We start from the raw sequence: 23,674 nt of genomic DNA, 5'->3' as shown, positions 1-23,674 counted from the left end.
GCTCCGATCGCACCTCCGCGGTTCCCCCGTTCGTCCCCTTCGCCTCGCCCCTCCCCTCGCCCCACCCGCTACTTCCTCCCCCCCGCCACCTGCTTCCCCGCCGCCGCCCCCGCCCTCCCCTTCATCACCTCCGCCAGCCACGTCTTCGCCCCCGCGCACGTCCCCGCCGCGCTGGCCTCCCCTCCCCCGCGCCGCGCGTACGGCCCCGCGACGAGCGCCACGTCGCTCCCCCGCGCCGTCCACGCGATCGGCCCGAGCGCCGGCCGCCTCTGGCACGCTTTCCCGAAGCGCCGCTCGATCACCTTCCCCGCCTCCGCCGCGTCGCCCGCGCTGTCGAACCGCAGCCGCCACGCCAGCGCGAACTCCCTCCGCGCCGGGTCCTGCGCGTCGTCCCGCCGCAGCACCGCGAACCGGTCCCCGCCCCACCCCGCCGCCGCGCCGGTGGCCGCGTCGCCGTTCGCGTACGCCGCGAACGCGATGCGCAGCGCCTGCTCGCCCATCACGTCCTCGAAGACGACGCGGAACCCTGGCCCGAGCGCGGCGGCCGTCGGGACCGCCACCTCGACGGCTGGCTCGCGCGCGGCGAGCTTGTCGGGGTGCAGCAGCTGCTCCGTGGTCTCCGGCAGCGCGCGCCACGCCGCGTCCACGGCGGCCCAGCCGCCCTGCCGGCGCAGCCCCTGCACGAACGAGAAGCCGTCCGTGTACGGCGCGCCCAGCGACTCCTGCAGCACCAGCGGCGTGTCACCCACCGACGACAGCGCCGTCGACATCGCCACGAGCTTCCGCAGCATCGACTCGTCCATCTTGAACGCCGAGCCGACCAGCACGTCGAACATTGCGCTCATCGCCTCGCCCTCGATGAGCGCGTGCGTGGCGGCCAGGCGGTCGCTGTCGCCGGCCTTGAACCGGAGCAGCTTCCCCAGCGAGAAGCTCTGGTCCTGGAGCGCGTGGACGAGCTCGTGCGCCAGCGTCTCCTCGGCCTCGGTCTCGCTGAGATCGTCGACGAGGTACATCGTCTGGTCCTCCGGCTCGTAGAAGCCCGCGATGCGGCCCTCGAGCAGGCGGTACATCCCGCCGGTGAAGTCGTAGTCGGCCGGGATGAGCTCGAGCGCCGCGAGCGCCTCGCGCTGGTGATCGAGCACGCCCTCCGGGATCTCTCGCTCCACGTGCGCGCGGACCCGCTGGAGGATCTCGCCGCGGCCGAGCACCTGGCTCCGCACGTCGCGGAGCACCGGCAGGCCGCGGGCCTTCGCGACGCGGGCGAGCACCCGCGCGACCTCCTCCTTGGTGAGGCGGGCCTCCTCCTCGTCGACCTCGCCGTCGCCCGCCGGACCAGCGCCCTCGACAGGAGGCGCCGCGGCCGACGCGGCGGGGCGCGCCGCGCTCGGAGCCTGCGCCCGCGGCGGCGCCGTGGGCGCGGCCGGCGGCGCGCAGCCGACCAGCGCAGCCGCCGCGAGCGCCGCGAGCTTCGCGAGCGCCGCGCTCTTCGCGAGCGCCGCGAGCTTCGCGAGCGCCGCCCCGCGCTCGTCCCCGACGCCGCGCTCGGTCACAGCTGCTCCCCGGCGGGCGCGCGGAGCGCGCGGATCGCCTCCGCATACCGCGCGACGCGCGCGTCGAACGGCAGCTCCTCGCCCGGCTTCACCGCGCCGAACACCGCGGAGCCGGCGACGAGCACCCGCGCGCCGGCGGCGATGACCTGTCCGGACGTGGACGGCGCGACCCCGCCGTCGACCTCGAGCGCGATGTCGAGGCCCGCCTGATCGATCGCCTGGCGCAGGCTCCGCAGCTTCGTGAGGGCCCCCGGGATGAACCGCTGCCCGCCGAACCCGGGGTTGACGCTCATCACCAGCACCAGCTCGAGGTCCGGCATCACGTGCCGGATCGACTCTTCCGACGTGTGGGGGTTCAGCACCACGCCGGGGCGCGCGCCCGCGTCCCTGATCTGCTGGAGCGTCCGGTGCAGGTGCGGCGACGCCTCCACGTGGACCGAGATCCGATCGGCGCCGGCGGCCGCGAACTCGGCGACGTAGCGCTCGGGCTCCACGACCATCATGTGGACGTCGAGCGGAAGACGCGTCGCGGCACGGACCGCGCGGACGACGAGGGGACCAATCGTGATGTTTGGCACAAACCGCCCATCCATCACGTCGACATGGATCCAGTCGGCGCCTGCGGCCTCGACGGCCCGCACTTCGTCGGCGAGGCGGCCGAAGTCAGCGGACAAAATCGACGGAGCGACGATGATTTCTTCGTGACGCACATGCTAGCGCTAGCAGGCGTGACGCGCGGCGGCTAGCCGGGCCTCCACGAGCGCGCTTACGGGGAGGCCGGCGCGGCTGCTACGCTGCGCATGTCTGTGCGAGGCGCGCGTGTCCTGCGCGCCGACGCTGCAGATCCAGGGCACGATTCCGAACCGCTCGAGTGAGGTGATGCATGGAGACACGGCCGCTGACGAAGCCCGACTACGACCGGATCGTGGGCGAGATCGATCGGTGGTGGGCAGGCCCGACCAGCGCCCTCGCGCACCCGATCTTCTTCTACGAGCTCGGCCGTCTCGCCCGCGTCGTCGAGGATCACGGCCTCCTGGTCGGCTTCCTGCTCGGGTTCAAGTGCCCGGACGCGTCGATCGGGTACGTGCACCTCGTCGGCATTCACCCCGACTACCGCCGCCGGGGCGTTGGCCGGATGCTCTATGCAGCGTTCGAGGAGGACTGCCGCCGCGAGGCGTGCCGGCAGCTCAAGGCGATCACGACGCTGGGCAACGAGGGCTCGGTGCGCTTCCACGCCGCAGTCGGCTGGTCGGCGGCCGAGGTCGAGGACTACGCCGGGCCCGGGCGTCCGCGGATCGTGTTCACGAAGGATCTCTAGTGCTGATCGCACGGAGCGCGATCGACGGCGGAGCGCCTGCGCAGCGGGCGCGGCGCTCGGGCTCGCGCCCCGAGCAGACCGGGCGCGCGCCGCGCGCAGCCCGTCGCGCGACGGCGGCCAGAGATCGGGCGGGACATCGCGCGCGCGTCGCGAGGGCGAGCGTTGACGTTCTCGTGTCGCGGCGTACGCTCTCGACGGGCTACATCGGCTCGAGGCCGCGAGGTGGAGCGATGCGACAAGACAGGCATGTTCGCGAGGTGTTCGTAGGCGTTGTCGGGTCGGCCGACAGGACGGTCGCCGCAGGCGCCCACGGTGCATCCCGGTGAGACAGAACCCTGAGCTGGTCGTGCAGCTGCGCGAGATCGGCCTGTTCGGCGGCCTGGGCGACCATGTCCTTCAGGGCCTCGCCGACACGCTGGAGCTGCTGGAGCTGCAGCCCGGCGCCGTCGCGTTCCGCGAGGGCGACAGCGGCCGCGAGATGTTCGTGCTGCTCGCGGGGGAGATGGAAGTGCTCAAGCGCTCGAAGCGCGACGTCGAGGCGAGGGTCGCGGTCCTGGGGCCGAGCGACTGGTTCGGCGAGATGTCGATCCTCGACGTGATGCCGCGCTCGGCGACCGTCCGCGCGATCTCCCCGTCGCGGCTGATGCGGGTCACCGCACACGATCTGGACGCGCTCTACCGGCGCGATCTCAAGTCGTACACGCTGCTGGTGCTGAACATCGCGCGCGAGATGTCGCGCCGGCTCCGCGTGGCGGACAGCCTGCTCGCCGAGCTCGTCGCGAACATGCTCGACGAGTACACGCGACCCCGGCGCCCCGGGATCTGAGCGAGCGCTCGCGCGGCGGCGCAGGGCGAAGCAGTGGGCCTGCGGCAGCGGTCGCTGGCAGCGCTCGCAGCGCCGTCTCCGGGCACGTCGTGGCGAACACGGCGCCGCCTCCCGGGCTCACCGGGAGGCACGACGCTGTCTCCAGCTCACCAGGCGTTCAGGGCGCCCCGCGCGCGACCTGAACGCCCGAGGCGAGGGCGCTTGGCTCGCCCGTCATCTCAGTCGCCGTCGTGTCCGAGCGCGCCACCGGCGCCGCCTCCACCGCCAGCGCCACCCGCGCCGCCAGCGCCACCGGTGTCGTTCCCGCCGCCGGCGCCACCCGCGCCGCCGGCCCCACCTTCGCCGCCAGCGCCACCGGCGCCACCCGCGCCGCCCGCCTCACCTTCGCCGCCGGCGCTTCCCGTGCCCCCGGTGCTGCTTGCGCTGGTCTCGCCTGCGCTGCCACCGTTCGCGCCTCCGCCGCCGGCGCCACTCGGACCGGCGCCGGTCGTGCCGACGTCGCCCGGGTCCGGCTCGCCATGGCTGATGCCGTCGCCGTCACCGCCCTCGGTGTCGCCTCCAGAACTTCCCCCGCCGGCGCCGGTCGCGCCGACGTCTCCGCAATCAGCGCACCCGATACCCGTGAGGGGAGGCTCGGGTTGTGGGTTGAAGCCACAGCCCGCGAGCACCACCCCGAACACAAGGACGACAAGCTTGCGCATAAGCTCTCTCCTCATAGCACCCTGCGCATGGCGTGCCCGCTTGCGCAGCGCTCTTGTCCGCGGAAGCGCGGCGTTCAGCGCGACGGATCGTCTGCCTTCGCTCGTTCTTGCCACCCGACCCGCGCCGACGTCCTCACGGTCTAGCGCCGCGCTTGCTCAGCCACAATCCACACCTCTCCAGCGCCTCCGTCGCGTCAGTGCCCGCCGCCGTGACCGCCAGCGCCGCCAGCGCCGCCGCCCCCCTGAGCGCCCTGACCGCCGGCGCCGCCAGCGCCGCCGCCCCCCTGGGCGCCCTCGCCGCCAGAACCGCCGGCGCCGCCGCCTCCCTGGGCGCCCTCGCCGCCAGAACCGCCGGCGCCGCCCATACCGCCGGCGCCGCCATCACCGCCAGCGCTGCCGCCCGCGCCGCCATGGCCAGGCGCGTTGCTCCCGGTGCTGCTGCCGCCCCCCGTGCCTGCGCCGGTGCTGGATGACCCCGCGGGGCCATTGCCGCCCGCAGCGCCTGCTCCACTACCCGTACCGGTGCCGCCCGACCCGGTGACCGTCTCGCCGGGCGGCGTGGGTTTGTCGTCGAACGGCGGCTCAGGTTGCGGATTGAACGTGCATCCGACCGCGACGAACAGGGTAAGGAACAGCAGGCTTCGCATGGCAGGTACGCGGAGCGTCGCAAGCCACATGCCACGCGAAAATCGCCGGAAGCGCCGCGATCACTCCGCTGTCGAGGTGGTCCTCAGGCACACTCTGGCACGCCGCCCGGGCGAGTGGATCCGAGATCCTGCGCCGGCCTCCGCGCCGGGGGCGCCGCCGGGTCCGGTGCCCGGGGGTCCCCGGTGTCCACGGCGGCCGCTCGCGGTATCGTGCGGCGTGATTTCAGAAGACCTGGGGAACGTCGCGTCGCGGCTCGAAGAGGTGCGTCACCGGATCGCGAGCGCCGCGGCGCGGGCCGGGCGCGGGCCAGAGGAGGTCCGGCTCATCGCCGTGTCCAAGGGGAAGCCCGCCGAGGCCATCCGCGCCGCCTACGCCGCCGGGCAGCGCGATTTCGGGGAGAGCTACGCGCAGGAGCTCGTCGAGAAGGCCGAGGAGCTCGCCAACCTCGACGGGATCGTGTGGCACGCCATCGGCCGTCTCCAGAGGAACAAGGCGAAGCTCGTCGCGCGCGTCGCGCACGTCGTGCACTCCGTCGACCGCGAGGAGCTCGCCGTGGAGCTCGACCGGCGCGCGGCCTCGCTCAACCGTACGCTCGACGTCCTGCTCGAGGTGAACGTCGGCGGCGAAGCCTCGAAGGGCGGCTGCGCCCCCGGCGAGCTGCCGCCGCTCGTCGGCGCGGTGGCCCGGTGCGCACACCTCCGCCCGGTCGGCCTGATGACCATCGCCCCCTTCCTCGAGGACCCGTCCGAGGTGCTCCCGTTCTTCGCGCAGCTGCGCGCCCTGCGCGACGCGCACGGCGGCCAGGCGGCGCTGCCGGAGCTGTCGATGGGGATGTCGCACGACTTCGAGGCGGCCATCGCGGAAGGCGCGACGCTCGTCCGCGTCGGCACCGCCATCTTCGGAGCCCGCGGATAGCGCTGCCCGCGCCGCGCGGCGCGCGGCGTCCCAGAGCGCGCTCGCCGCCCGGACCGGACCCCCCGGCCAGCCGTCGCGACCGCTCATTCCGCCGGCCGACCGCACTTTTTCCTCCTGCGCCCCTCGGACAAGGCGCGGTGGCGACGTTAGACTCCCCGCGTGGTGCAGGCGAAGGCGGCGAGCAAGCCCTCCTCGATCGGCGTCCGCAGCGGCGTCGGCGCGCTGCTCGCGGCGAGCGCGCTGCTCGGGTGCGGGCCGGGCGCGATGCCCGCGTCCGTGCGCCACCCGCTCGTCGGCAGCGCCGCGCCGGAGTTTCACGCCGAGTCCACCTCGGCGGTCACGGTCGGCGTGCCCGGCACCCGGAGGACGCGGGTCACCGTGATCGACTTCTGGGCGTCGTGGTGCGCCTCGTGCAGCCGGACCATGCCGGCGCTCGACAGGCTCTGGCGCGACCGCAAGGCGGACGGGGTGGCCGTGATCGGCGTGAACGTCGACGACTCGGAGGCCGCCGCGGAGGCCGCCGCGTACGAGCTCGGCGCGACGTTCCCCATCGTCGCGGACCTCGATCAGCGGCTCACCGGGACCTACGGCGTCGCGCAGGTCCCCCTCACCTTCGTCGTCGACGGCGCCGGCACCGTGCGCTGGGTCGGGCGCGATCCGGAGGGCGCGCGCCGCGCCGTGGACGTCCTGCTCTCGGAGCGGTCCTCCGGCGCACGCGCGCGGTCGGTCTTCGAATGAGCGCGCCCCGCGGCGGCAGCGGCGGCGCCCGGCGGCGGCCCGCGGGCGACGAGCCGACCCTCTTCGACGCCGCCCGGCAGCGCGACCCGGAGCTCAGGGCCGCGGTGCCCCTCGCCGAGCGCATGCGCCCCCGCTCGCTCGCGGACATGATCGGCCAGGGCCACCTCCTCGGCCAGGGCAAGCTCCTCGCGCGCGCGATCGCCGCCGACCGGATTCCTTCGATGATCCTGTGGGGCCCGCCGGGCGCCGGGAAGACGACGCTGGCGCGCGTCGTCGCGCACACGACGAACGCCCGCTTCGTCCCCTTCAACGCCGTGCTGGGCGGCGTGCCGGAGCTCCGCGAGATCCTCGCGGCGGCGCGCACCGCGCGCTCGTACGAGGGCAAGCGGACCATCCTGTTCGTCGACGAGATCCACCGCTTCAACAAGGCCCAGCAGGACGCGTTCCTCCCGCACGTCGAGGACGGGACCATCACGCTGATCGGGGCGACCACCGAGAACCCCTCGTTCGCGGTGAACGCGCCGCTGCTCTCCCGGTGCAAGGTCTTCCGGCTCCAGGGCCTCGACGCCCCGGAGCTCGTCGAGCTCCTGCGCCGCGCGCTCGAGTCGCCCGCGGGGCTCGCCGGCGCGATCGCCGCGGACGACGACGCCCTCGCGGCGATCGCGGCGCTCGCGCAGGGCGACGCGCGCAGGGCGCTCACCACGCTCGAGATCGCCGCGGACGAGGCCGGGCGCGCGGGCGCGTCCACGATCACGCGCGAGCTCATCGCCGGCGCGAGCGAGCACAAGACGCTGCTCTACGACAAGGCCGGCGAGGAGCACTACAACGTCATCAGCGCGTTCATCAAGTCGATGCGCGGCTCCGATCCCGACGCCGCCGTCTACTGGCTGATGCGCATGATCGAGGCCGGCGACGACCCGCTCTTCCTGCTGCGCCGGATGATGATCTTCGCCTCCGAGGACATCGGCAACGCCGACCCGCGGGCCCTGGAGGTCGCCGTCGCGTCGGACGCCGCGTTCCGGCGCATGGGGATGCCGGAGGGGCTCTACCCGCTCACCCAGGCGGCGCTGTACCTCGCCACGGCCCCGAAATCGAACGCCTGCAAGTCCGCCTGGCAGTCCGCGCAGGCCGCGGTGCGCGAGCACGGCGCGCTCCCGGTCCCGCTCACGCTGCGCAACGCCGTCACGCGGCTGATGCGCGACGAGGGCTACGGCGAGGGCTACCGGTACGCGCACGACGAGCCGGGCGGCGTCGCGGCGGGCGAGACCTACCTGCCCGAGCCGCTCGCCGGCAGCCGGTTCTACGAGCCGACCGACCGCGGCTACGAGCGGACGATCGGCGAGCGCCTCCGCCGGATCCGCGGCGAGGGCGGGGGCGAGGGCGGCTGAGGCGCGGCGCCCGGCGCCGTACCGCGCGGCCGCCCCTGCGCCTTCAGGCGTCGACGTCGCCCGCGCCGGCGAGCGCCTGCTGGAGCTCGCTCAGCGCGTGCTGATCTCCCTTGCCGCGCGCTACGCCGATGCCGTCGCTCAGCCAGGCGCGCCCCTCGTCGCGGCGGCCGGCCTTCACCAGCATCGTCCCGCACATCAGGTACATCGGCACGTAGCTCGGGTCGATCGCCCGGAGCGCGCTGAACGTCGCGAGCGCGTCGTCGTGCCGGTCTTGGCCCGCGTACTCCAGCGCGAGCGCGTACCAGTGGAAGGGATCCTTCGACCCGCCCTGGGTCATCTTCTCGAGCATCAACAGCCGCTTGCTCACGTCGCCTCCACAACGCCGATGTACGGCAGGTTCCGGTAACGCTCGGCCCAGTCGAGCCCGTAGCCGACGACGAACTTGTCCTCGATCGTGAAGCCCAGATAGTCGATGGGCACCTCGACCCGCGCGCGCGCCGGCTTGTGCAGGAGCGCGCAGACCTTCACGCTGCTCGGCATCCTCGTGCGGAAGAGCTGGAGCAGGTGCGAGATCGTGAGGCCCGTGTCGACGATGTCCTCGACGAGGAGGATGTCCTCGCCCTCGATCGGGCGGGTGAGGTCCTGCGTGATCTGGACGACGCCGGTCGAGTCCGTGCCCTCGCCGTAGCTGCGCACGCCGAGGAACTCGATCCGCACCGGGAGATCGATGTGCCGCGCGATGTCGGCGGTGAACACGAAGCTCCCCTTGAGCACGGAGACGAGCACGAGCCGCCGCTCCGCGTAGTCCCTGGTGATCTGCGCGCCGATCTCGCGCACGCGAGCGCCGATCTGCTCGGCGGACAGGAGCGTCCGGACATTCGCCATGGCGGCGGCGCTAACACCGCGGCGCCGCCGCGGCCAGCGCCGAGGCGGATCCCTCGTCTCTGTGCGCCGCACCCCCGCGTCGAGCGACCGCTCCGTCGGCGCCCGGGCTGGAATGGGCTAGTCTCGGCCCCCGTCAATGCCGCCCCTCCCGCCCGACGCGCCCCCGCACCTCACCTCGCGCATGCCGCTGGCCGTCCGCTTCTGCGAGACGGATCTGATGGGCATCGTCCACCATTCCAACTACGTCGTGTACCTGGAGGCGGGCCGCATCGACTGGCTGCAGCGCCGCGGGATCTCTTACGAAGAGATGGTGCGGCGCGACCTTCACCTCGCGGTCGCGGAGCTGCGGATCAAGTACCGGCTGCCGGCGCGGTTCGGCGATCACCTCGTGGTCGAGACGACCTGCCGCGAGATCCAGCGGGTCACCGCGCGCTTCAGCTACCGCATCCTCCGGGGCGAGGACGTGCTCTGCGACGGCGACATCCTCCTCGCGTGCCTCGGCTCGAGCCTCACGCTGACGAGGATCCCGGAGGACATCGCCCAGCTCCTGTCGAGCCCCGAGGTCGCGGCCGCCGGCTAGCGACAGCCGCGTCGGCCACCTCCGCCGGCCAGCGGCAGCCGCCTCGGCCGCGCCCGCTCAGCCGCCCTCCGCCGCGCCCCCGTCGGCCGCGCTGCGGACGAGGCGCGCCGGCATCTCGACCGTCAGCGGCGGGTCGATGCTCTCGCCGAGGAACGTGCGCCACTGGACGACGTAGAGCCCGCGCTGCGGGCCGCTCACGTAGCGCTCGCTCATCGGGGGCACCGCGACCGCGGGGATGCCGTCGACGAGCAGGTAGAACAGCGCGTCGCTCTGGTTGACCGCGACGAAGCCCTCGCCGGGCGCGCCCGGGTCGGCGCTCGCCGGCATCGGGAGCGCCTCGGTCCGGATGGCCGCGAGCTCGTCGCGCGTCAGGAAGACGCCGCCCTGCGCCGACGGGAGCCCCGCGGCGGCGTACGCCGCGCTCGGCGGCGGCATCAGCATGTCGGTCGAGACGAGGTCGGTGCGCCGGGCGGCCGACGTGACCTCGAAGCTGAAGCCACCGCCGCCCTGCCAGGCATAGCTCGCATAGAGCGGCACCTCGCCGGCCACGCACTCGGGCGACTTCGGGTCGACGCCGAGGATCTCGAGCAGCGCCCGGCAGAGCAGGGGACCGCCGTCGCCGGCCTCGGGCGCCCTGGCGAGCTCGAGGTACAGCGTGCCGAGGCTCGCGTGCAGCTCGACCTTCCGCACGTCGAGATCCAGTCGCTTGCCGTCGCCCACCGGGCGCGCCGACCCCGCCGACAGCGGCGTCACGTCGATGCGCCGCTCGCCGAGCAGCGTGCGGAGCGCGCCCGGCGGCAGGACCCGGTACTGGGTCAAGCCCGGCCAGAGCAGGACCTCGCCGTGGACGTCGTGGCGCGCGCGCAGCTCGGAGCCGGAGGGCAGCGGCAGCGCCCTCGACGTGAACTGCACCCGCATGCGGCCCGTCTCCGCGAGCTCGATCTTCCACGTCGGCGCGGTGGCCCCCAGCGCCGCCTGGATCCCCGCGGTCGCCACCTCGGGCGCCTTCGGCGGCTGCGGCACGTCGCGCCAGCGGAAGGCCGCCTCGAGCGCCATGCCGGGCAGCTCGCGGGGCGAGAGCGTGTCCTCCGGCAGCGGGGTCGCCGGCGGCAGCGGGAGCGGCGACTGCTGGCTCGCCTCGGACATCACGAGCCGGCCGTAGTCGTCGGACACGAGCCTCGCGCTGGCCTCGGGGACGGAGGCGTCGAGCAGGTCCGGCGTCTCGTTCGCGAGCGGCGCGGGGAGGATCCTCGCGTTCGGGCTCGCGCCGGCGTCCACGAGGTCGGCCGGCGGGTGCCGCGACGGCTCGCACCCGGCGGCCGCGAGCAGCACCCCGACGGCGGCGGCGCGCGCGCGGGTCACGGCGCCCGCTCGAACGTGTGGATCACCCGCACGCGCGGATCGAGCGGCGGCGGCTCGGGCGCGTACTGCGTGTCCAGGAAGACCGCGGCGGCGTGGGGGTGGAAGCCCACCAGCAGGTTGCAGTTCGCCGCCTCGTTGTCGAACGCCGCGATCACGTGCCCGAGCCGGGAGAGCTGCGGGGCGACGCTCCGCTTGAACTCGGTGTCGGGCATCTCGAACCTCGGCTTCACGACGAGCTCCGTGCCGATGACCCCGATGGGGAAGCCGAGGTCGCGCAGGCTCGCGAACGAGCCGAGCGCCATGTTCGGCAGGTCGCGCCCGGTGAGGTACACGAGGGTGGCGCCCGCGGCGTGGCACTCGCGCGCGTACTGGCTCGCGCCGGGCACCTCGATGTCGTGCCGGATGTGCGGATCGTTGAAGAAGCGCGCCTTCCAGAACTCGAAGGCGTGCAGGTGGAGCGACTCGTCGTCGACGCCGAGCCGGCGCAGGTTGTCCTGGAACCCGTACACGATGCCCTCGGGCGACGCGCGCTCGAGGAGCGCCGCGGCGTGCGGGTGCTTGCGGCGCCACTCCTCGGCGAGCTCGTGGAGGATCGCGACCACCCGCGGCCGGTTGTCCATGAGGGTGCCGTCGAGATCGAAGACGATCACGGGCGGCCCCTCCGACCGGTCGGCCGCGCGCTCGACGATGGAATTCAGGAGCCGCGTCCGCTCGAGGGGGACGAGGCGCTTCTCGTGGAACAGCGTGCTCAAGGTCCTCGCGCCGCGAGGGAGCGCGCCTCCCGCGCGGCTCCCGGCCCGAACCCTAGCGCGAACTCGCCCGCCCCAGAAGGCGCCGCGGCGTCCACCCCCTCGCCGCGCCCGCCGTATCCGTAAGTGTGCCGAAACATCCTACATTGTTGGCCCAGTCCTTCCGTTCTTCGTAGCATTTTCCACATCCGGGACCCTCGAGGTCCCGAAGGAAGGCCCATGCAGAACCGCATCAAGACCGCTCTGGCCCTGTCGATGGCCCTGACCGCTGTGACGGGCTGCTCGAAGACCCCTCGCGATCGCCTGCAGGGGCGCTGGTACGGCGACTCGATCGAGAACGCCCCGGTGGATCAGCTCACGAAGGCGACCGGGTGGGTGAAGGGGACGGCGATCGAGTTCAACGGCAGCAAGGTGACGGTGACCTTGCCCGCGGAGACGCCCCGCAGCGGAACGTTCAAGGTGACCAAGTCGGACGGCGACCAGGTGACCGTCGGGTTCCTCCGTCCCGAGGGCGGGCTCGACGAGGCGCAGTTCCGCTTCGCCACGGATCAGACGCTGCACTGGGACATCGGCGCCGGCCGCGCGATCGTGCTGGCCAAGGCGAAGAACTGAGGACTGGCGGTCCGCGGCGCTGCGCCGCGGCGCCGGTACAGCGCCGCGGCCGGGCGCTCCGCTGCGCCACGAGCGGCGCGCGCCACCTACCGCCTACCGCCGCACCCGCTCCCTCCGCACCCGCGTGAGCCACCGCGACTCGCCGCGCTCCCCGTCGCGCGCGAGCAGCACCACGACGTCCTCCGAGAGCGGCCCCGTGAGGCGCCGCCGCGCTTCCTCGAGGGAGCGCACCTCGACGCCGTTCACGGACAGCAGCCGATCGCCCGGCTCGATGCCCGCCTCCTCCGCCTCGCTCCCCGGCGGCACCGACACGACGGTCACGGTCTGCCGCTCCTCGCCGAGCGTCACGGCCAGGCTCCCCGCGCCCTTCGGGTCCTGCCGCGCGCCGTCTCCGGGCAGCGCGATCCTGACCCGATCGGTCGTCCTGCCGGCGCGGATCTGCACCGGCTGCGACTCGGCGCGCCCGAGCTCCGCGCTGTACGCCTCGATCACCGCCGCGCCCTCGGGCAAGCCGCCGAGCTGGAACCGCCCGTCCCTGTCCGTGGTCACGACGCCCGGCGGCAGCAGCCCGAGCGGCAGGTACGTCGGCACCCGGTCGCGCGCGACGCGGGCCCCCGCGACCGGATCGCCGCGCGGATCGACGACCTCGCCCGCGACCTCGCCCGCCTCGAGCAGGTCGATGCGCCCGAGGTCCGCCGGGCGGTCGGCGTCGCCGGCGATCGTGACCCGCAGCGTCGCCGGCGCGAACCCGTCGCGGCTCACGGTCACGCGGAACCGGCCCGGCGCGAGGTCGCCGAGCGTGAACGCGCCCTCCGCGTCGCTCGAGGCGCGGCGCGGCCCCGTCGGCGAGAACAGCGTGATCCGCGCGCCCTCGAGCCGCTCCCGCCCGCCGCGCCCGGTCACGGTCCCGGTCGCCCGGAGCGCGGCGCTCATCTCGAGCCGCAGCTCCTTCGGCGCGGCGTCGACCTGCTCGACGCGCGGCGCCCTGCCGGAGCGCACCAGGCTGATCCGGAGCGGCAGGCCGGCGGCGTCCGGCAGCAGCGCGTCGCCGTCGTCGTCCGTGAAGAGCGTCTTGCGGAGCGGGACGGCGACGTCGAGCGAGAGGACGCGCACCTCCACGCGGTCGAGCGGGTAGCCGCGATCGTCGGCCACGTGGATCGCCACCGCCTCGCGCACCTTCGGCAGGACGACCTCGATCTCCTTGCGTTCGCGCTCCGGGACCTCGACGACGAGGCGGGCCACGACGTCCCCGGGCGACTCGGGCCGGGAGACCGAGACGAGCACCTCGTCGGGGACCGCGGCGAAGGCGAACGTGCCGTCGTCCGCGGAGTACGTCACCCGCTCGAGCGAGCCGGCCGTGGCGGCCAGCTCGACGCGCGCGCCGGCGACCGGCTTGCGGTCCTCCTCGAGCACGCGGCCCTCGAGCAGGCCGCCCTGGCGCATCACCACGCGCACGTGGGCCTCGCCGCCCGGCTGCAGCGTCACGACCTCGCTGAGCGTCTCCACGTACTCCGGGTGCCGCACGATCGCGTGGACGCGCCCCGGGGTGACGGGCTCGGCCCGGAAGGTGCCGTCGGCGCGCGTGACCCACGGGTCGCCCGACCGCGCCGGCGCGGCCGTGAGGGCGACGTCGCCGCGCGGCAGATCCGGGATCGGGCCGGGCATGACCCCGAGCTCGCCCGCGGGGATCAGCGGCGCCGGGCCGGGCAGGGCGCGCTCGAACTGCTCGTCCCTGAACTCGGACATGGCGGTGGTCTCGTCGATCGGCATCCCCTCGGCGTCGGCGCCGACGACCTCGATCGTCGCGCCCGGGACCGGGTAGCCGCGGTCGTCGACGACCTCGCCCACGAGCGCTCCGCCGCGGAGCAGCGGGATGCGCGCCTCGGTGGCGGCCGCGTCGACCTGCACGGCGTTCCTCGGCACGAAGCCGGCCGCGAGGGCCGAGGCGATCGCGTACCCCGGCGCGATCGGCCCGAGCGTCACCGACCCGTCGTCGCCCGTGCGGCCGTGCAGCGGGAACGCCGACAGGCCCTGCTCGACGAGCACGACGCTCGCGCCCTTCACGGGCGGCGCGTCCTCGCCGTCGCCGTCGATCACGAGCAGCCGCACGTGGCGGCCGGGCCCGAGGACGAGCTTCACCTCCTTGCCCTCGCCGCGCCGCACGGGCACGGCGAGCGCTGTCGCGCTGACGGCGCCGCCGCGCCGCGCCTTCAGGTCGTACACCCCGTCGCGGAGCCCGGCGATCCGCGCGGCGCCGGTCGCGTCGGTGGTCGTGCTGCGCGCTGGCCAGAGGCCGGTGCCGGCGGCGAGCACCGTCGCGCCGTCGGCGGGCTGCCCCTCCGCGTCCACCACCCGGACCGTGAGCGCGCCGAGCCGGTCCATGCGGATCCTGAGCGGCGCCGGCCCGGGCACGACGCCGGTCCGCACGGTGTCCTCGAAGCCGACGGCCGACGCGCGCACCACGTAGGGCGCCGCGCCGAGCCGCTCGAACCGCGCGCGCCCGCCGCCCTCGGTGCTCGCCACGAAGGGGAGGGGATCGGCGGTCGCGACCGCGACCTCGGCGCCGTCGATCGGGCGCTCGGCGTCGTCGACGACCAGCACCTCCAGCACCTTCGCCGGCCGCAGCACGAGATCGACCGCGCGCGGGCCTGGCTCGAGCGCGACGCGCGTCGAGGCGCGGGCTCGCTCGGGGCCGTACGCCATGATCCAGGCCTCGCCGGACGGCAGCCCGGCGAAGCGCGCCTCGCCCGCCGGATCGGTCCTCTGCTCGCCGGCGAAATAGGCGCGGTCCTCGCGCATCGCGAAGACGCGCACGGTGGCGTCCGGGAGCGGGCGCCCCTGCTCGTCGCGCACGGTGGCGGTGAGCTCGGCCGCGCGCCCCTCCACCGATGCGGGCACCGGCGGCGCGGGGATCGGCGCCTGCGGCAGGTACCGCGGGCCCAGATCGCGCAGCGTCGTCGCCGCGAAGAAGCACACCAGCGCGGCGATCACGGCCAGAACGGTATCGAGCCGCGAGCGGCGCTCGGGTCGGTCGGCTTCCGCTGCGGGTTGCTTGTCCTGCTCGGCCACGGCCTCGATTCTCTACTCCGGATCCGCGAAAACGCCGAACCTCCAGCGGCCGTTCCCGCGGGCGGGGCCTGACCCGGGCCGGTGCCGCGCCGGCTCAGGCCTGGCGGCCGCGGTGCTGCTCGATCACGGCCTGGATCTCCTCCTCGCCGAGGATGTGATCCGTGGCCTTGGCCTTCGCGAGGATGGCGTCGACGAGCTCCTTCGAGGGCTCGATCTTCCGCTGCCTGAGCCAGTAGTTCACGTTGGAGGCGCCGGACATGTAGCCCACGCAGATCTCCTGCTGGCGCCCGAACATGCCCGCGGGGACGCCGGAGTAGATCCGGTCGGCCATCCAGGCGTCGCCCTTCGACTCGGCCTTGATGATCGCCGCCGCGTGCACGCCGGTCGCCGTCCGGAACGCGTCCCGTCCGACCAGGGGATAGTTGATCGGCACCTGCCAGCCGACCGCCTGCGCGGCCGTCGTGCAGTACTCCAGCAGGTGGGTGAGGTCCTGGTGCTCGAGGAGGCCGAGGAGCTTCATGTTGAGCAGGATGAGCTCCATCGCGGCGTTGCCGACCCGCTCGCCGATGCCGAGGGCGGTGCCGTGCACCCGGTCCGCGCCGAACTGGAGCGCCCAGATCGCGTTCTCGAGCGCGAGCCCGCGGTCGTTGTGGCCGTGCCAGTCGATGCCGACCGACGCCCCGGCGCCCGCGACGATGGCCCGCGTGAAGTTGATGAGGTTGCGGACCCCGTCGGGCGTCGCGTGCCCGACGGTATCGCAGAGGCACAGCCGGGACGCGCCGTGATCGATGGCGACCTTGAAGAGCGTCGCCAGCACCTCGGGGCGCGAGCGCGTCGTATCTTCCGTGACATAGGCGACAGGGAGCCCAGCCTTCACGCCCGCGTCGATGGCGGCGGCGCTGCGCTGCGCGATGAGATCGACGTCCCACGCCTCGGCGAGCTGGCGGATCGGGCTGGATCCGATGAAGGCGTAGATCTCGACCGGGATCCCCGCGCGCTGGGAGATCTCGATCATGGGGGTGATGTCCGAGACGACCGTGCGGCCTGCGCAGGCGACGCGGAGCGGCAGGTTGTTGTCGGCCACCTCCCTGCACATCCGGAGCACGTCGTCGAAGGCCCGCTGCGAGCTGCCGGGCAGGCCGATATCGGCGACCTGGATGCCGATCTTGGCCATCAGGTGGAGCAGCTTGAGCTTGCTCTCGATGTTCGGGTCGGCGACCGAGGGGTTCTGCAGGCCGTCGCGCAGGGTCTCGTCGAAGAAGCCGATCTCCTTCGGGATGACCCGCCCGACGCGGCCTAGCTCGTTCCAGTCGTAGATGAGATCGGTCGGTCGGATACCGGCGGGGGCGATCGCCATGCTCCAAGTATAGTGCTCCGCGCGCAACGCCGAGCCTGAAACGAAGCGCCGGCGAGGCGCGCGACATGACGCGCGGCGCAGGCCAGGCTGCGACAACGACGGTGACGATTCCGCAATGCGTGCTCCGTCACATCGACCCCATCGGCGCCGCGTCACGGACCCGAGACGGCGCGATCGGAACGGGCGTCGGGGAGGACGAGCACAGCGCTGCACCGCGAGGCCGGGCGCCACGTCGGCATTACGCCGCGCCCGTCGCGGCGCAGTGCCGCGGTGGCCATCTCACGATCGGACCCAGGCGTGGCGGTCCGGAGACGGCGAGCGCGCGGCCCGCGCCGTCGGCGCGGCAGGGTGCAGTCCGGCCAGAAAAAGCGCCGGTTCCAGGACTCGGCCGACGCTCGCGCGCGCGCCGCGGGAGCAGCGCGGCGCTGGCCCGCGCGGCGAACGCGGCGGGGGTTCGTCTGCGCGGCGCGGTGCGCTGGCCCTGCGCGCCTGGCAGGCCTAAGCTTGGCCCCACAACGATGTGGCAATCCCTTCCTGAGTTCGGGACCGGCGTGCTTTACGCCATCCTGGTCACTGCGGCGTATACCTTCGCCGTCGGGCTCGCGTCAGCGCGCGGGCGGCCGCGGCTGCTGCAGGCTGCGCGCCTCGGCGCCTACGGCACGATCGCGCTCGTCGGCCTCGCGGTGCTCGTGCTCGCGTACGCCTTCGTCAGCCACGATTTCCGCATCGCCTACGTCGCGCAGTACAGCGATCGATCCATGACCACGCCGTACCTCATCGCGGCGCTCTGGGGCGGGCAGGACGGCTCGCTGCTCTGGTGGATGTTCCTGACCTCGCTGTTCTCTGGCGCCTGCGTCGTCTGGCTGAAGCGCCGGTACCTGGAGCTCCAGCCGTACGTCATCGCGACGCTGATGAGCGTCCTCATCTTCTTCGCGGCGCTGATGATCTTCGCGGTGAACCCGTTTCGGACCAGCGTGGCGGGCGCCCCGCTCGACGGCAACGGGCTGAACTACCAGCTCCGCAACTTCTACATGATCATCCACCCGCCGAGCCTCTACATCGGCTTCACGAGCGCGGCGGTCCCCTTCGCGTTCGCTATCGCCGCGCTCGCCACGGGCCGCCTCGACAGCGAGTGGATCGTGGCGACGCGGAAGTGGATGCTCTTCTCCTGGCTGTTCCTCTCGATCGGCAACGTGCTCGGGATGCTGTGGGCCTACGAGGAGCTCGGCTGGGGCGGCCCGTGGGCGTGGGATCCGGTCGAGAACGCCGCGTTCCTCCCGTGGCTCACCGCGAGCGCCTACGTCCACTCGACGATGATCCAGGAGCGCCGCGGCATGCTGAAGGTGTGGAACGTCTCGCTCATCTGCGGGACGTTCTTCCTCACGATCTTCGGCACCTGGCTCACGCGGTCGGGCCTCATCGCGAGCGTTCACTCCTTCGCCCAGTCCGGCATCGGCATCTGGTTCGTCTTCTTCATGGCCGTGATCCTGGCGACGTGCACCGCGCTGATCGTCTACCGCCTCCCGCGGCTGCGCAGCGACGGACAGTTCGAGTCGCTGCTGTCGCGCGAGGCTGCGTTCCTCTTCAACAACTGGGGCTTCGTCAGCATCATGGTCTTCATCGCGGTCGCGACGGTGTGGCCGCGCATCAGCGAGTGGCTGCTCGACCAGAAGTCGACGCTCGGGCCGACGTTTTACAACATGTGGCTCCCGCCGATCGCGCTCGTGGTCTTCCTGCTGATGGGCGTCGCACCGCTGCTCGGGTGGCGGAAGACGTCGCCGGAGCTGTTCCGGAAGAGCTTCCGCTGGCCGGTGCTGGCCACGGTCGTGACCGCGGCGCTCCACCTCGCGCTCGGGAAGAAGGTGGGCTTCGCCCCGTTCGTCGCCGTGGACCCGATCTACCCCGGCCAGCTCGGCGCCGCGCTCGCGAAGCTCGCGTCGACCTACCCGTTCTTCACGGTGGCGTTCGCCGCGTTCAACGTCGCCGTGGTCATCCAGGAGTTCGCCCGCGGCATCGCCGCGCGGCAGAAGCGGGGCAACGAGTCGTTCTTCGCCTCGTTCTACAACCTGGTCGCCAGGTCGCGGCGCCGCTACGGCGGCTACATCGTGCACGTCGGCATCGCCGTGATGTTCCTCGGGTTCGCCGGCCGCGCGTGGGGCGTCGACAAGGAGATCAGCCTCCACCCCGGCGAGGCCGTGGAGATCGAGGAGTACCGCCTCGTCTACGCTGGCCCGCGCATGGAGGTCGACAGCGAGAAGCGGATGGTCTTCGCCGACCTCGACGTCGAGCGCCACGGCGCGCCGGTCGGCCGGATCAGCCCGGCGAAGTTCATCTACAAGGCGACCCCGGAGGCGCCGTCGACCGAGGTCGCCCGGCACATCACGCTCAAGAACGACCTCTACGTGATCATCGGGATGGCGAACCCGCAGACGAAGGTCGCCTCCTTCCAGCTGCACGTGAACAACCTGATCTCGTTCATGTGGTTCGGCGCGGGGATCCTCATCCTGGGGGCGCTCGTCGCGATGTGGCCCGACATCGCGCTCGAGGAGGCCGGGGCGTTCGGCTATGTACGAGCGGCAGGGTCGGTCACGGCCTCGGTCGTGTTCGCCTTCCTGCTCGCCGGCGGCCCGTCGCAGGCCTACGGGCACCCCATCCAGGAAGGGTTCGGCCGTCCGACCCTGGTCGCGCCCGGTGGAGCCGGTGTCGACGTCCGCGCCCCGGCGGCCGGCGAGACCGTTCCTACCGGGCAGGCGCCCGCGATCGATGCCATCCTCCCGACCGCTGCCCAGCCGATGCAGCCAGCCTTCGAATGAGCCGCACCCGAAAACTCATCCACGGCATCACCCTCCTCGTCGCGGGCGTCATCGCCCTCGTCGTCATGCTGCGCTCGCCGGAGTTCGCCCATGGGCAGCAGCTCGGGGAGGGGATGGAGCGCTCGGGCACCGTCGGCATCCAGAACGACACCGAGCGCCAGCTCTTCTGGAGCCTGATCTGCACGTGCGGCTGTCCGCGCGAGACCCTCGGGACGTGCACCTGCGGCACCGCGCACGAGCGCCGGGACGCGCTCCGCGACGAGCTCGCGGCGGGGCGCTCGCTGGAGGACATCCAGGCGGCCTACGCCGAGCGCTTCGGGGCGGAGGCGCTGGCGGTCCCGCCGAACAAGGGGAGCCAGCGGCTGCTCTACATGTTCCCGCTCGCCGCCATCGCGCTCGGCGCCGGTCTCGTCATCGTGACGCTGCGCCGGTGGAAGCGGCGCAGCGACGAGGTGGGCGCCGCCGGCGCGCAGCGCTCCCCGAAGGACGCCGCCCCTGGCGCCCGCGACGATTACGACGACAAGCTCGACGAAGAGCTCAAGAGCCTCGACCGCGAATGAGCGCAGAACATCCCGCCAGGAGCGCCGCCCCTGTCGCCGCTGACGAGGCCGTGAGCAGGGGCTCTGACTCGCCGCTGGAGCGGCAGATCGTGCACTACGCCCGCTTCGGGGTGCCGCTCGCGACGCTCGTCGGCGCCGGCGTCGCGGGGCTCGTCGCGGGGCCGCCCGCGGCGATCCTCGTGCTCGCGGGGGGCGCCCTGGTCGCGGTCATCGCCATCTTCTGGGCGAGCCTCCGCGTGTTGCTCGGGGAGACGCCGCTCAGCGGGGCCGACGCGTATGCGCTCGGCGCGCCGCGCACCGAGGAAGAGCAGAAGCAGTCCGTCCTGCGGGCGCTCAAGGACCTCGAGTTCGAGCGGAGCGTCGGGAAGATCAGCGACGAGGACTACGCCGAGCTGGTCGCGAAGTACCGCGCCGAGGCGAAGCGGCTGCTCCGCCTGCTCGACGCCGACGCGCAGCCGCGGCGCGAGCAGGTCGCCGCGCTCGTCGCGAGGCACCTCCGGCGCGCCGGGCTCCAGGACGACGGCGGCGCGCACGAGGCGCCGGAGCAGGGCGACGAGGACGCCGCGAGCGAGCCGGAAGACGCTGCCGCGGAGGCGAGGCCCGCGAAGCGGAAGCGCGCCAGGGCCAGGCGGCCCGAGAAGCAGGAGCGCGACGCGGTGGCGGCGGACGCCGAGCGCGACGGCGCCCCGGCGGCGGCGGACGCCGAGCGCGACGACGCCGCGGCGTCGGAGGAGGAACGCGAGGCGGCGCGCACCTCGACGTGCGCTGTCTGCGGGACGCTCAACGACGAAGACGCTGTGTTTTGCAAGAAGTGCGGGACGAAGTGCGCGCCGGACGCGCCTCTGGCTGACCAGGCTGCGGCGGACGAGGCCGCGGCCGGCGGTGACGAGAACGAGAGCAGGAGGGCGCTCTGATGCGCTGGACCAGGTGCACCGCGCTGGCGGCGATCGCCTCGCTGAGCGTGACCGCCGCGCAGGCCGCGCTGGCGCAGCCAGCTGCGCCGGCGCAACCGGCTGCGGCCAGCGCGACCCCGGCGCCGGCCGCGACGCCCAGGGCTGCGCCAGCGCAGCCTGCAACGCCGGCGCAGCCTCCCAAGGCGGCGAAGCCGAGCGCGACGGGCGCCGCGGCCGCCGGAAGCCCCGCGGCCGCCTCGTCGTCGGCCGCGACTGCCGACGCGGGCGTGCCTGCCGACGCGGGCGTGCCTGCCGACGCGGGCGCTCTGCCGCCCGGCCATCCCGAGCTCGGGCAGGAGCTGCCTTCCGGCCACCCGCCGGTGGGCAAGGCGCCCGCGGACGGGGCCGCGTCGCGGCGCCGTTCAGAAGAGCTGACGGGCATGTTCGACGCCCCCGAGGACACAGCGCAGGAGGATGCGGGGCTCCCGCCCGGCGTCCTCGTGCTCACCGTGCAGGACGCGGACGGTAACCCCGTCCCTCGCATCCCGGTCGACGTCGACATCCTCCAGAGCTCGGTGGCGAAGGGCGACTCGCGCCAGCGCGTGACGAGAGAGACGGACGACGCGGGCACCATCCGGTTCGAGAACCTCACGATCGGCGGCGGCACGAGCTACGGCATCTCGGTCACGCGCGACGGCGCGACGTTCTCGCTGCCGCACTTCGGGCTCAGCGCCGAGGCCGGCAAGCGCGCCGTGCTCCACGTCTACGAGGCCACGCAGGACGTGAACTCCCTGCTCGTCGGGACGCAGGGCATCATCTACCTCCAGCTCCGGCAGGACTCGATCTCGGTGGAGCAGCTGTTCCAGGTCTTCAATCTCGGCCGCGCCGCCTGGTTGCCCGACGAGACGTTCGCCCTGCCGCCCGACTACAAGGCGTTCAACAAGACCGACGCGATGGACGAGATGCGCTTCGAGGAGGTGAAGGGCACCGGCGTGGCGCTGCGCGGCACGGTGAGCCCTGGCCGGCACGAAGGGCAGTTCCGCTGGCAGGTCCCGCTCAACCAGGAGGAGCGCCAGACGATCCGCATCGAGCTGCCGCCGCGCATGGCCCAGATGCGGGTGATGGCCGAGGCGTCGAGGTCCATGACGCTGAACGTCGCCGGCTTCCCGGCGGCGCAGCGCACCCAGAACCGGGACGGCAAGAAGATCCTGATCACCGAGAAGCAGAGCTCCCGCGCCGAAGGCGGGCTGAGGACGATCGAGATCACGCTCACCGGGCTGCCGACGCCCGGCGTGGGCCGGTGGATCGCGCTGCTCCTGGCCGGAGCGACCGTGGTCGGCGGGGCCGCGTTGAACCTGGTCCGGCGGCGCGAAGGGGACCGCGGGGCCGACGACGAGGAGCGGCGAGAGCTGCTCGAGGCGCGCGACGCGCTGCTCGACGAGTTCGTCGAGCTCGAGCGCGCGCGGAAGCGGGGCGACGTCGGCCCGAAGACGTACGAGCGCGTCCGGGGGGCGCTCCTCGACGCGCTCGCGCGCATCGTCGCGATGATCGAGGCCAGGCCGGCGCGCGCGAAGACCTCCGGCTCGCGCAAGGCGGCCGGCGCGCTCAAGTCGGACCCTGCCGCGCCGCCGCCTCCCTGAGGGGGCGCTGCGCCCCCCGTCCTCGGAGCGATGCCTGGCTGGAAGGCTGGCCTTTCCGCGGGTGCGGCCCTCCTGATCGGCGGCGTCGTCGCGCTCGCCCGCCATCGCGCGGGGCCGCCGGCGCGCTGCGCCTCCGGGATGGTCGCGCTCGGCCCGCGGTGCTGCGGCGACGGCCAGCGCCTCGAGGCTGGCCGCTGCGCCGGCGCGCCGAGCCGCTGCGGCGACGGCCTCACGGTGACCCCCGCCGGGTGCGTCGCGCCGAGCGCGACCGTATCCATCGCCGCCGGGACGCTGCGCCTCGGTCCGAGCGACTGGGAGGCGCAGGGCGTCGTCGACGCGCGCGCGGTGTTCATCCCGGCGTTCGCGCTCGATGCGTTCGAGGTCACCGAGCAGCGTTACGCGGCCTGCGCGGACGCCGGCGCATGCTCTCCGCTACCGCTGCGCGGTGAGCCGGGCCTCCCCGTGACGGGCGTCACCATGGCGGAGGCCGCCCGGTACTGCGCCTTCGCTGGCGGGGCGCTCCCGTCGCGTGACCAGCTGGCCTTCGCCGCCGCGGGCCCGTCGGGCCGGCGGTACCCGTGGGGAGACACAGGTGCTGTGTGCCGGCGCGCCGCCTTCGGCTTGCGCGCGGGCCCATGCGGGTGGGACGCGATCGGCCCGGAGCTCGCCGGAGCGCGCCCCGACGGCGCCGCTGTCCACGCAGCCGGGCGCCTGTTCGACCTCGCCGGTAATGTCGCCGAGTGGGCGGCCCCTGATCTGCCTGGACAGGAGATCTCGGGAACTCACGGCGGATCGTGGGCCGACGGGGCGGCGGCGGCGCTCCGCACCTGGAACCGGCGGCTTCTCCCAGCTTCGACCCGCGCGCCGGATATCGGCTTCCGGTGCGCCTATTCTCCTTGAGCTCGCGGCGCGCGGCGGCGACGCCATAGCAGGGCGGGGGAGGGGCCCCGACCCTGCCGCAAACGGCCGGGGGAGGGGCCCCGACCCTGCCGCAAACGGCCGGGGCAGGGGCCCCGACCCTGCCGCAAACGGCCGGGGCAGGGGCCCCGACCCTGTGGAAAAACCGTCCG

The 23,674-nt window shown here is 73.7% G+C and carries 22 protein-coding genes; 12 read left to right on the top strand and 10 right to left on the bottom strand.

Annotated elements, in window-relative coordinates:
* Positions 1–68 precede the first annotated feature (68 nt).
* Both WME85_RS48705 and rpe read right to left on the bottom strand, forming a co-directional pair.
* Entirely contained in the window at positions 69–1,550 is a 1,482-nt protein-coding gene (locus WME85_RS48705; protein ID WP_437831918.1) for a hypothetical protein, read from the bottom strand.
* A complete protein-coding gene (gene rpe / locus WME85_RS48700) occupies positions 1,547–2,260 on the bottom strand; it encodes a ribulose-phosphate 3-epimerase (protein WP_437831916.1) in 714 nt (237 codons plus the stop codon). The genes WME85_RS48705 and rpe overlap by 4 nt, the downstream gene beginning before the upstream one ends.
* Before the next feature lie 173 nt (positions 2,261–2,433).
* On the opposite strand from rpe, the gene WME85_RS48695 reads away from it, so the two are divergent.
* Both WME85_RS48695 and WME85_RS48690 read left to right on the top strand, forming a co-directional pair.
* A complete protein-coding gene (locus WME85_RS48695) occupies positions 2,434–2,868 on the top strand; it encodes a GNAT family N-acetyltransferase (protein WP_437305890.1) in 435 nt (144 codons plus the stop codon).
* A gap of 322 nt (positions 2,869–3,190) precedes the next feature.
* A complete protein-coding gene (locus WME85_RS48690; protein ID WP_437831914.1) occupies positions 3,191–3,694 on the top strand; it encodes a cyclic nucleotide-binding domain-containing protein in 504 nt (167 codons plus the stop codon).
* A gap of 218 nt (positions 3,695–3,912) precedes the next feature.
* On the opposite strand, the gene WME85_RS48685 is transcribed toward WME85_RS48690, so the two are convergent.
* A complete protein-coding gene (locus WME85_RS48685) occupies positions 3,913–4,395 on the bottom strand; it encodes a PE family protein (RefSeq protein WP_437831912.1) in 483 nt (160 codons plus the stop codon).
* 194 nt (positions 4,396–4,589) lie between these two features.
* Entirely contained in the window at positions 4,590–5,042 is a 453-nt protein-coding gene (locus WME85_RS48680) for a hypothetical protein (protein WP_437831910.1), read from the bottom strand.
* Positions 5,043–5,259: 217 nt separating this feature from the next.
* Between WME85_RS48680 and WME85_RS48675 the strand changes: the two genes are divergently transcribed.
* The 3 genes from WME85_RS48675 to WME85_RS48665 all read left to right on the top strand — a co-directional run bounded on the left by WME85_RS48675 (position 5,260) and on the right by WME85_RS48665 (position 8,084).
* Entirely contained in the window at positions 5,260–5,958 is a 699-nt protein-coding gene (locus WME85_RS48675; RefSeq protein WP_437831908.1) for a YggS family pyridoxal phosphate-dependent enzyme, read from the top strand.
* A 159-nt stretch (positions 5,959–6,117) separates the two neighbouring features.
* A complete protein-coding gene (locus tag WME85_RS48670; RefSeq protein WP_437305885.1) occupies positions 6,118–6,696 on the top strand; it encodes a TlpA family protein disulfide reductase in 579 nt (192 codons plus the stop codon).
* Positions 6,693–8,084 carry a replication-associated recombination protein A gene (locus tag WME85_RS48665; RefSeq protein WP_437831904.1) on the top strand — a complete coding sequence of 464 codons (1,392 nt, stop codon included), beginning with the start codon at positions 6,693–6,695 and terminating at the stop codon, positions 8,082–8,084. The genes WME85_RS48670 and WME85_RS48665 overlap by 4 nt, the downstream gene beginning before the upstream one ends.
* Positions 8,085–8,127: 43 nt before the next feature.
* Here the strand turns inward: WME85_RS48665 and WME85_RS48660 are convergent, their stop codons facing one another.
* Complete coding sequence (locus WME85_RS48660) at positions 8,128–8,451, bottom strand: tetratricopeptide repeat protein (protein WP_437831902.1); 324 nt, start codon at positions 8,449–8,451, stop codon at positions 8,128–8,130.
* On the bottom strand, positions 8,448–8,969 hold the full coding sequence (gene hpt, locus WME85_RS48655) for a hypoxanthine phosphoribosyltransferase (protein WP_437755017.1): 522 nt from the start codon (positions 8,967–8,969) through the stop codon (positions 8,448–8,450). Before hpt ends, WME85_RS48660 begins: the two co-directional genes overlap by 4 nt.
* A gap of 136 nt (positions 8,970–9,105) precedes the next feature.
* On the opposite strand from hpt, the gene WME85_RS48650 reads away from it, so the two are divergent.
* Positions 9,106–9,549: an acyl-CoA thioesterase gene (locus WME85_RS48650; protein WP_437831899.1), complete on the top strand. Its 444-nt coding sequence runs from the start codon at positions 9,106–9,108 to the stop codon at positions 9,547–9,549.
* Positions 9,550–9,606: 57 nt separating this feature from the next.
* On the opposite strand, the gene WME85_RS48645 is transcribed toward WME85_RS48650, so the two are convergent.
* A complete protein-coding gene (locus WME85_RS48645) occupies positions 9,607–10,911 on the bottom strand; it encodes a hypothetical protein (RefSeq protein WP_437831896.1) in 1,305 nt (434 codons plus the stop codon).
* A complete protein-coding gene (locus tag WME85_RS48640; protein WP_437831894.1) occupies positions 10,908–11,663 on the bottom strand; it encodes an HAD family hydrolase in 756 nt (251 codons plus the stop codon). The genes WME85_RS48645 and WME85_RS48640 overlap by 4 nt, the downstream gene beginning before the upstream one ends.
* A gap of 216 nt (positions 11,664–11,879) precedes the next feature.
* Here WME85_RS48640 and WME85_RS48635 point away from each other — a divergent pair, with 216 nt between their 5' ends.
* A complete protein-coding gene (locus WME85_RS48635; protein ID WP_437831892.1) occupies positions 11,880–12,272 on the top strand; it encodes a hypothetical protein in 393 nt (130 codons plus the stop codon).
* Between the two features lie 93 nt (positions 12,273–12,365).
* On the opposite strand, the gene WME85_RS48630 is transcribed toward WME85_RS48635, so the two are convergent.
* Together WME85_RS48630 and WME85_RS48625 are read right to left on the bottom strand one after the other, a co-directional pair.
* Positions 12,366–15,341 carry a carboxypeptidase regulatory-like domain-containing protein gene (locus tag WME85_RS48630; RefSeq protein ID WP_437831890.1) on the bottom strand — a complete coding sequence of 992 codons (2,976 nt, stop codon included), beginning with the start codon at positions 15,339–15,341 and terminating at the stop codon, positions 12,366–12,368.
* A 94-nt stretch (positions 15,342–15,435) separates the two neighbouring features.
* Entirely contained in the window at positions 15,436–16,698 is a 1,263-nt protein-coding gene (locus WME85_RS48625; protein WP_437831888.1) for a LeuA family protein, read from the bottom strand.
* A 518-nt stretch (positions 16,699–17,216) separates the two neighbouring features.
* Here WME85_RS48625 and WME85_RS48620 point away from each other — a divergent pair.
* Genes WME85_RS48620 through WME85_RS48600 form a run of 5 tightly spaced genes read left to right on the top strand, consistent with a single transcriptional unit; the run spans position 17,217 to position 23,504 of the window.
* Positions 17,217–19,511: a heme lyase CcmF/NrfE family subunit gene (locus tag WME85_RS48620; protein ID WP_437831886.1), complete on the top strand. Its 2,295-nt coding sequence runs from the start codon at positions 17,217–17,219 to the stop codon at positions 19,509–19,511.
* Positions 19,508–20,071, top strand: coding sequence for a cytochrome c-type biogenesis protein (locus WME85_RS48615; RefSeq protein WP_437831884.1), 564 nt, complete (start codon positions 19,508–19,510; stop codon positions 20,069–20,071). Before WME85_RS48620 ends, WME85_RS48615 begins: the two co-directional genes overlap by 4 nt.
* A 50-nt stretch (positions 20,072–20,121) precedes the next feature.
* Entirely contained in the window at positions 20,122–20,985 is an 864-nt protein-coding gene (locus tag WME85_RS48610; protein WP_437831882.1) for a hypothetical protein, read from the top strand.
* Positions 20,985–22,604, top strand: coding sequence for a carboxypeptidase-like regulatory domain-containing protein (locus WME85_RS48605; RefSeq protein ID WP_437831880.1), 1,620 nt, complete (start codon positions 20,985–20,987; stop codon positions 22,602–22,604). Before WME85_RS48610 ends, WME85_RS48605 begins: the two co-directional genes overlap by 1 nt.
* A gap of 30 nt (positions 22,605–22,634) precedes the next feature.
* Complete coding sequence (locus WME85_RS48600; RefSeq protein WP_437831879.1) at positions 22,635–23,504, top strand: formylglycine-generating enzyme family protein; 870 nt, start codon at positions 22,635–22,637, stop codon at positions 23,502–23,504.
* The last annotated feature ends 170 nt before the right edge of the window (positions 23,505–23,674 follow it).

Source organism: Sorangium sp. So ce1153 (assembly GCF_051521595.1).
Taxonomy (GTDB): domain Bacteria; phylum Myxococcota_A; class Polyangia; order Polyangiales; family Polyangiaceae; genus Sorangium.
The sequence above is the reverse complement of the archived record's forward strand: the minus strand, read 5'-3'. Positions and strand labels throughout refer to the sequence as shown.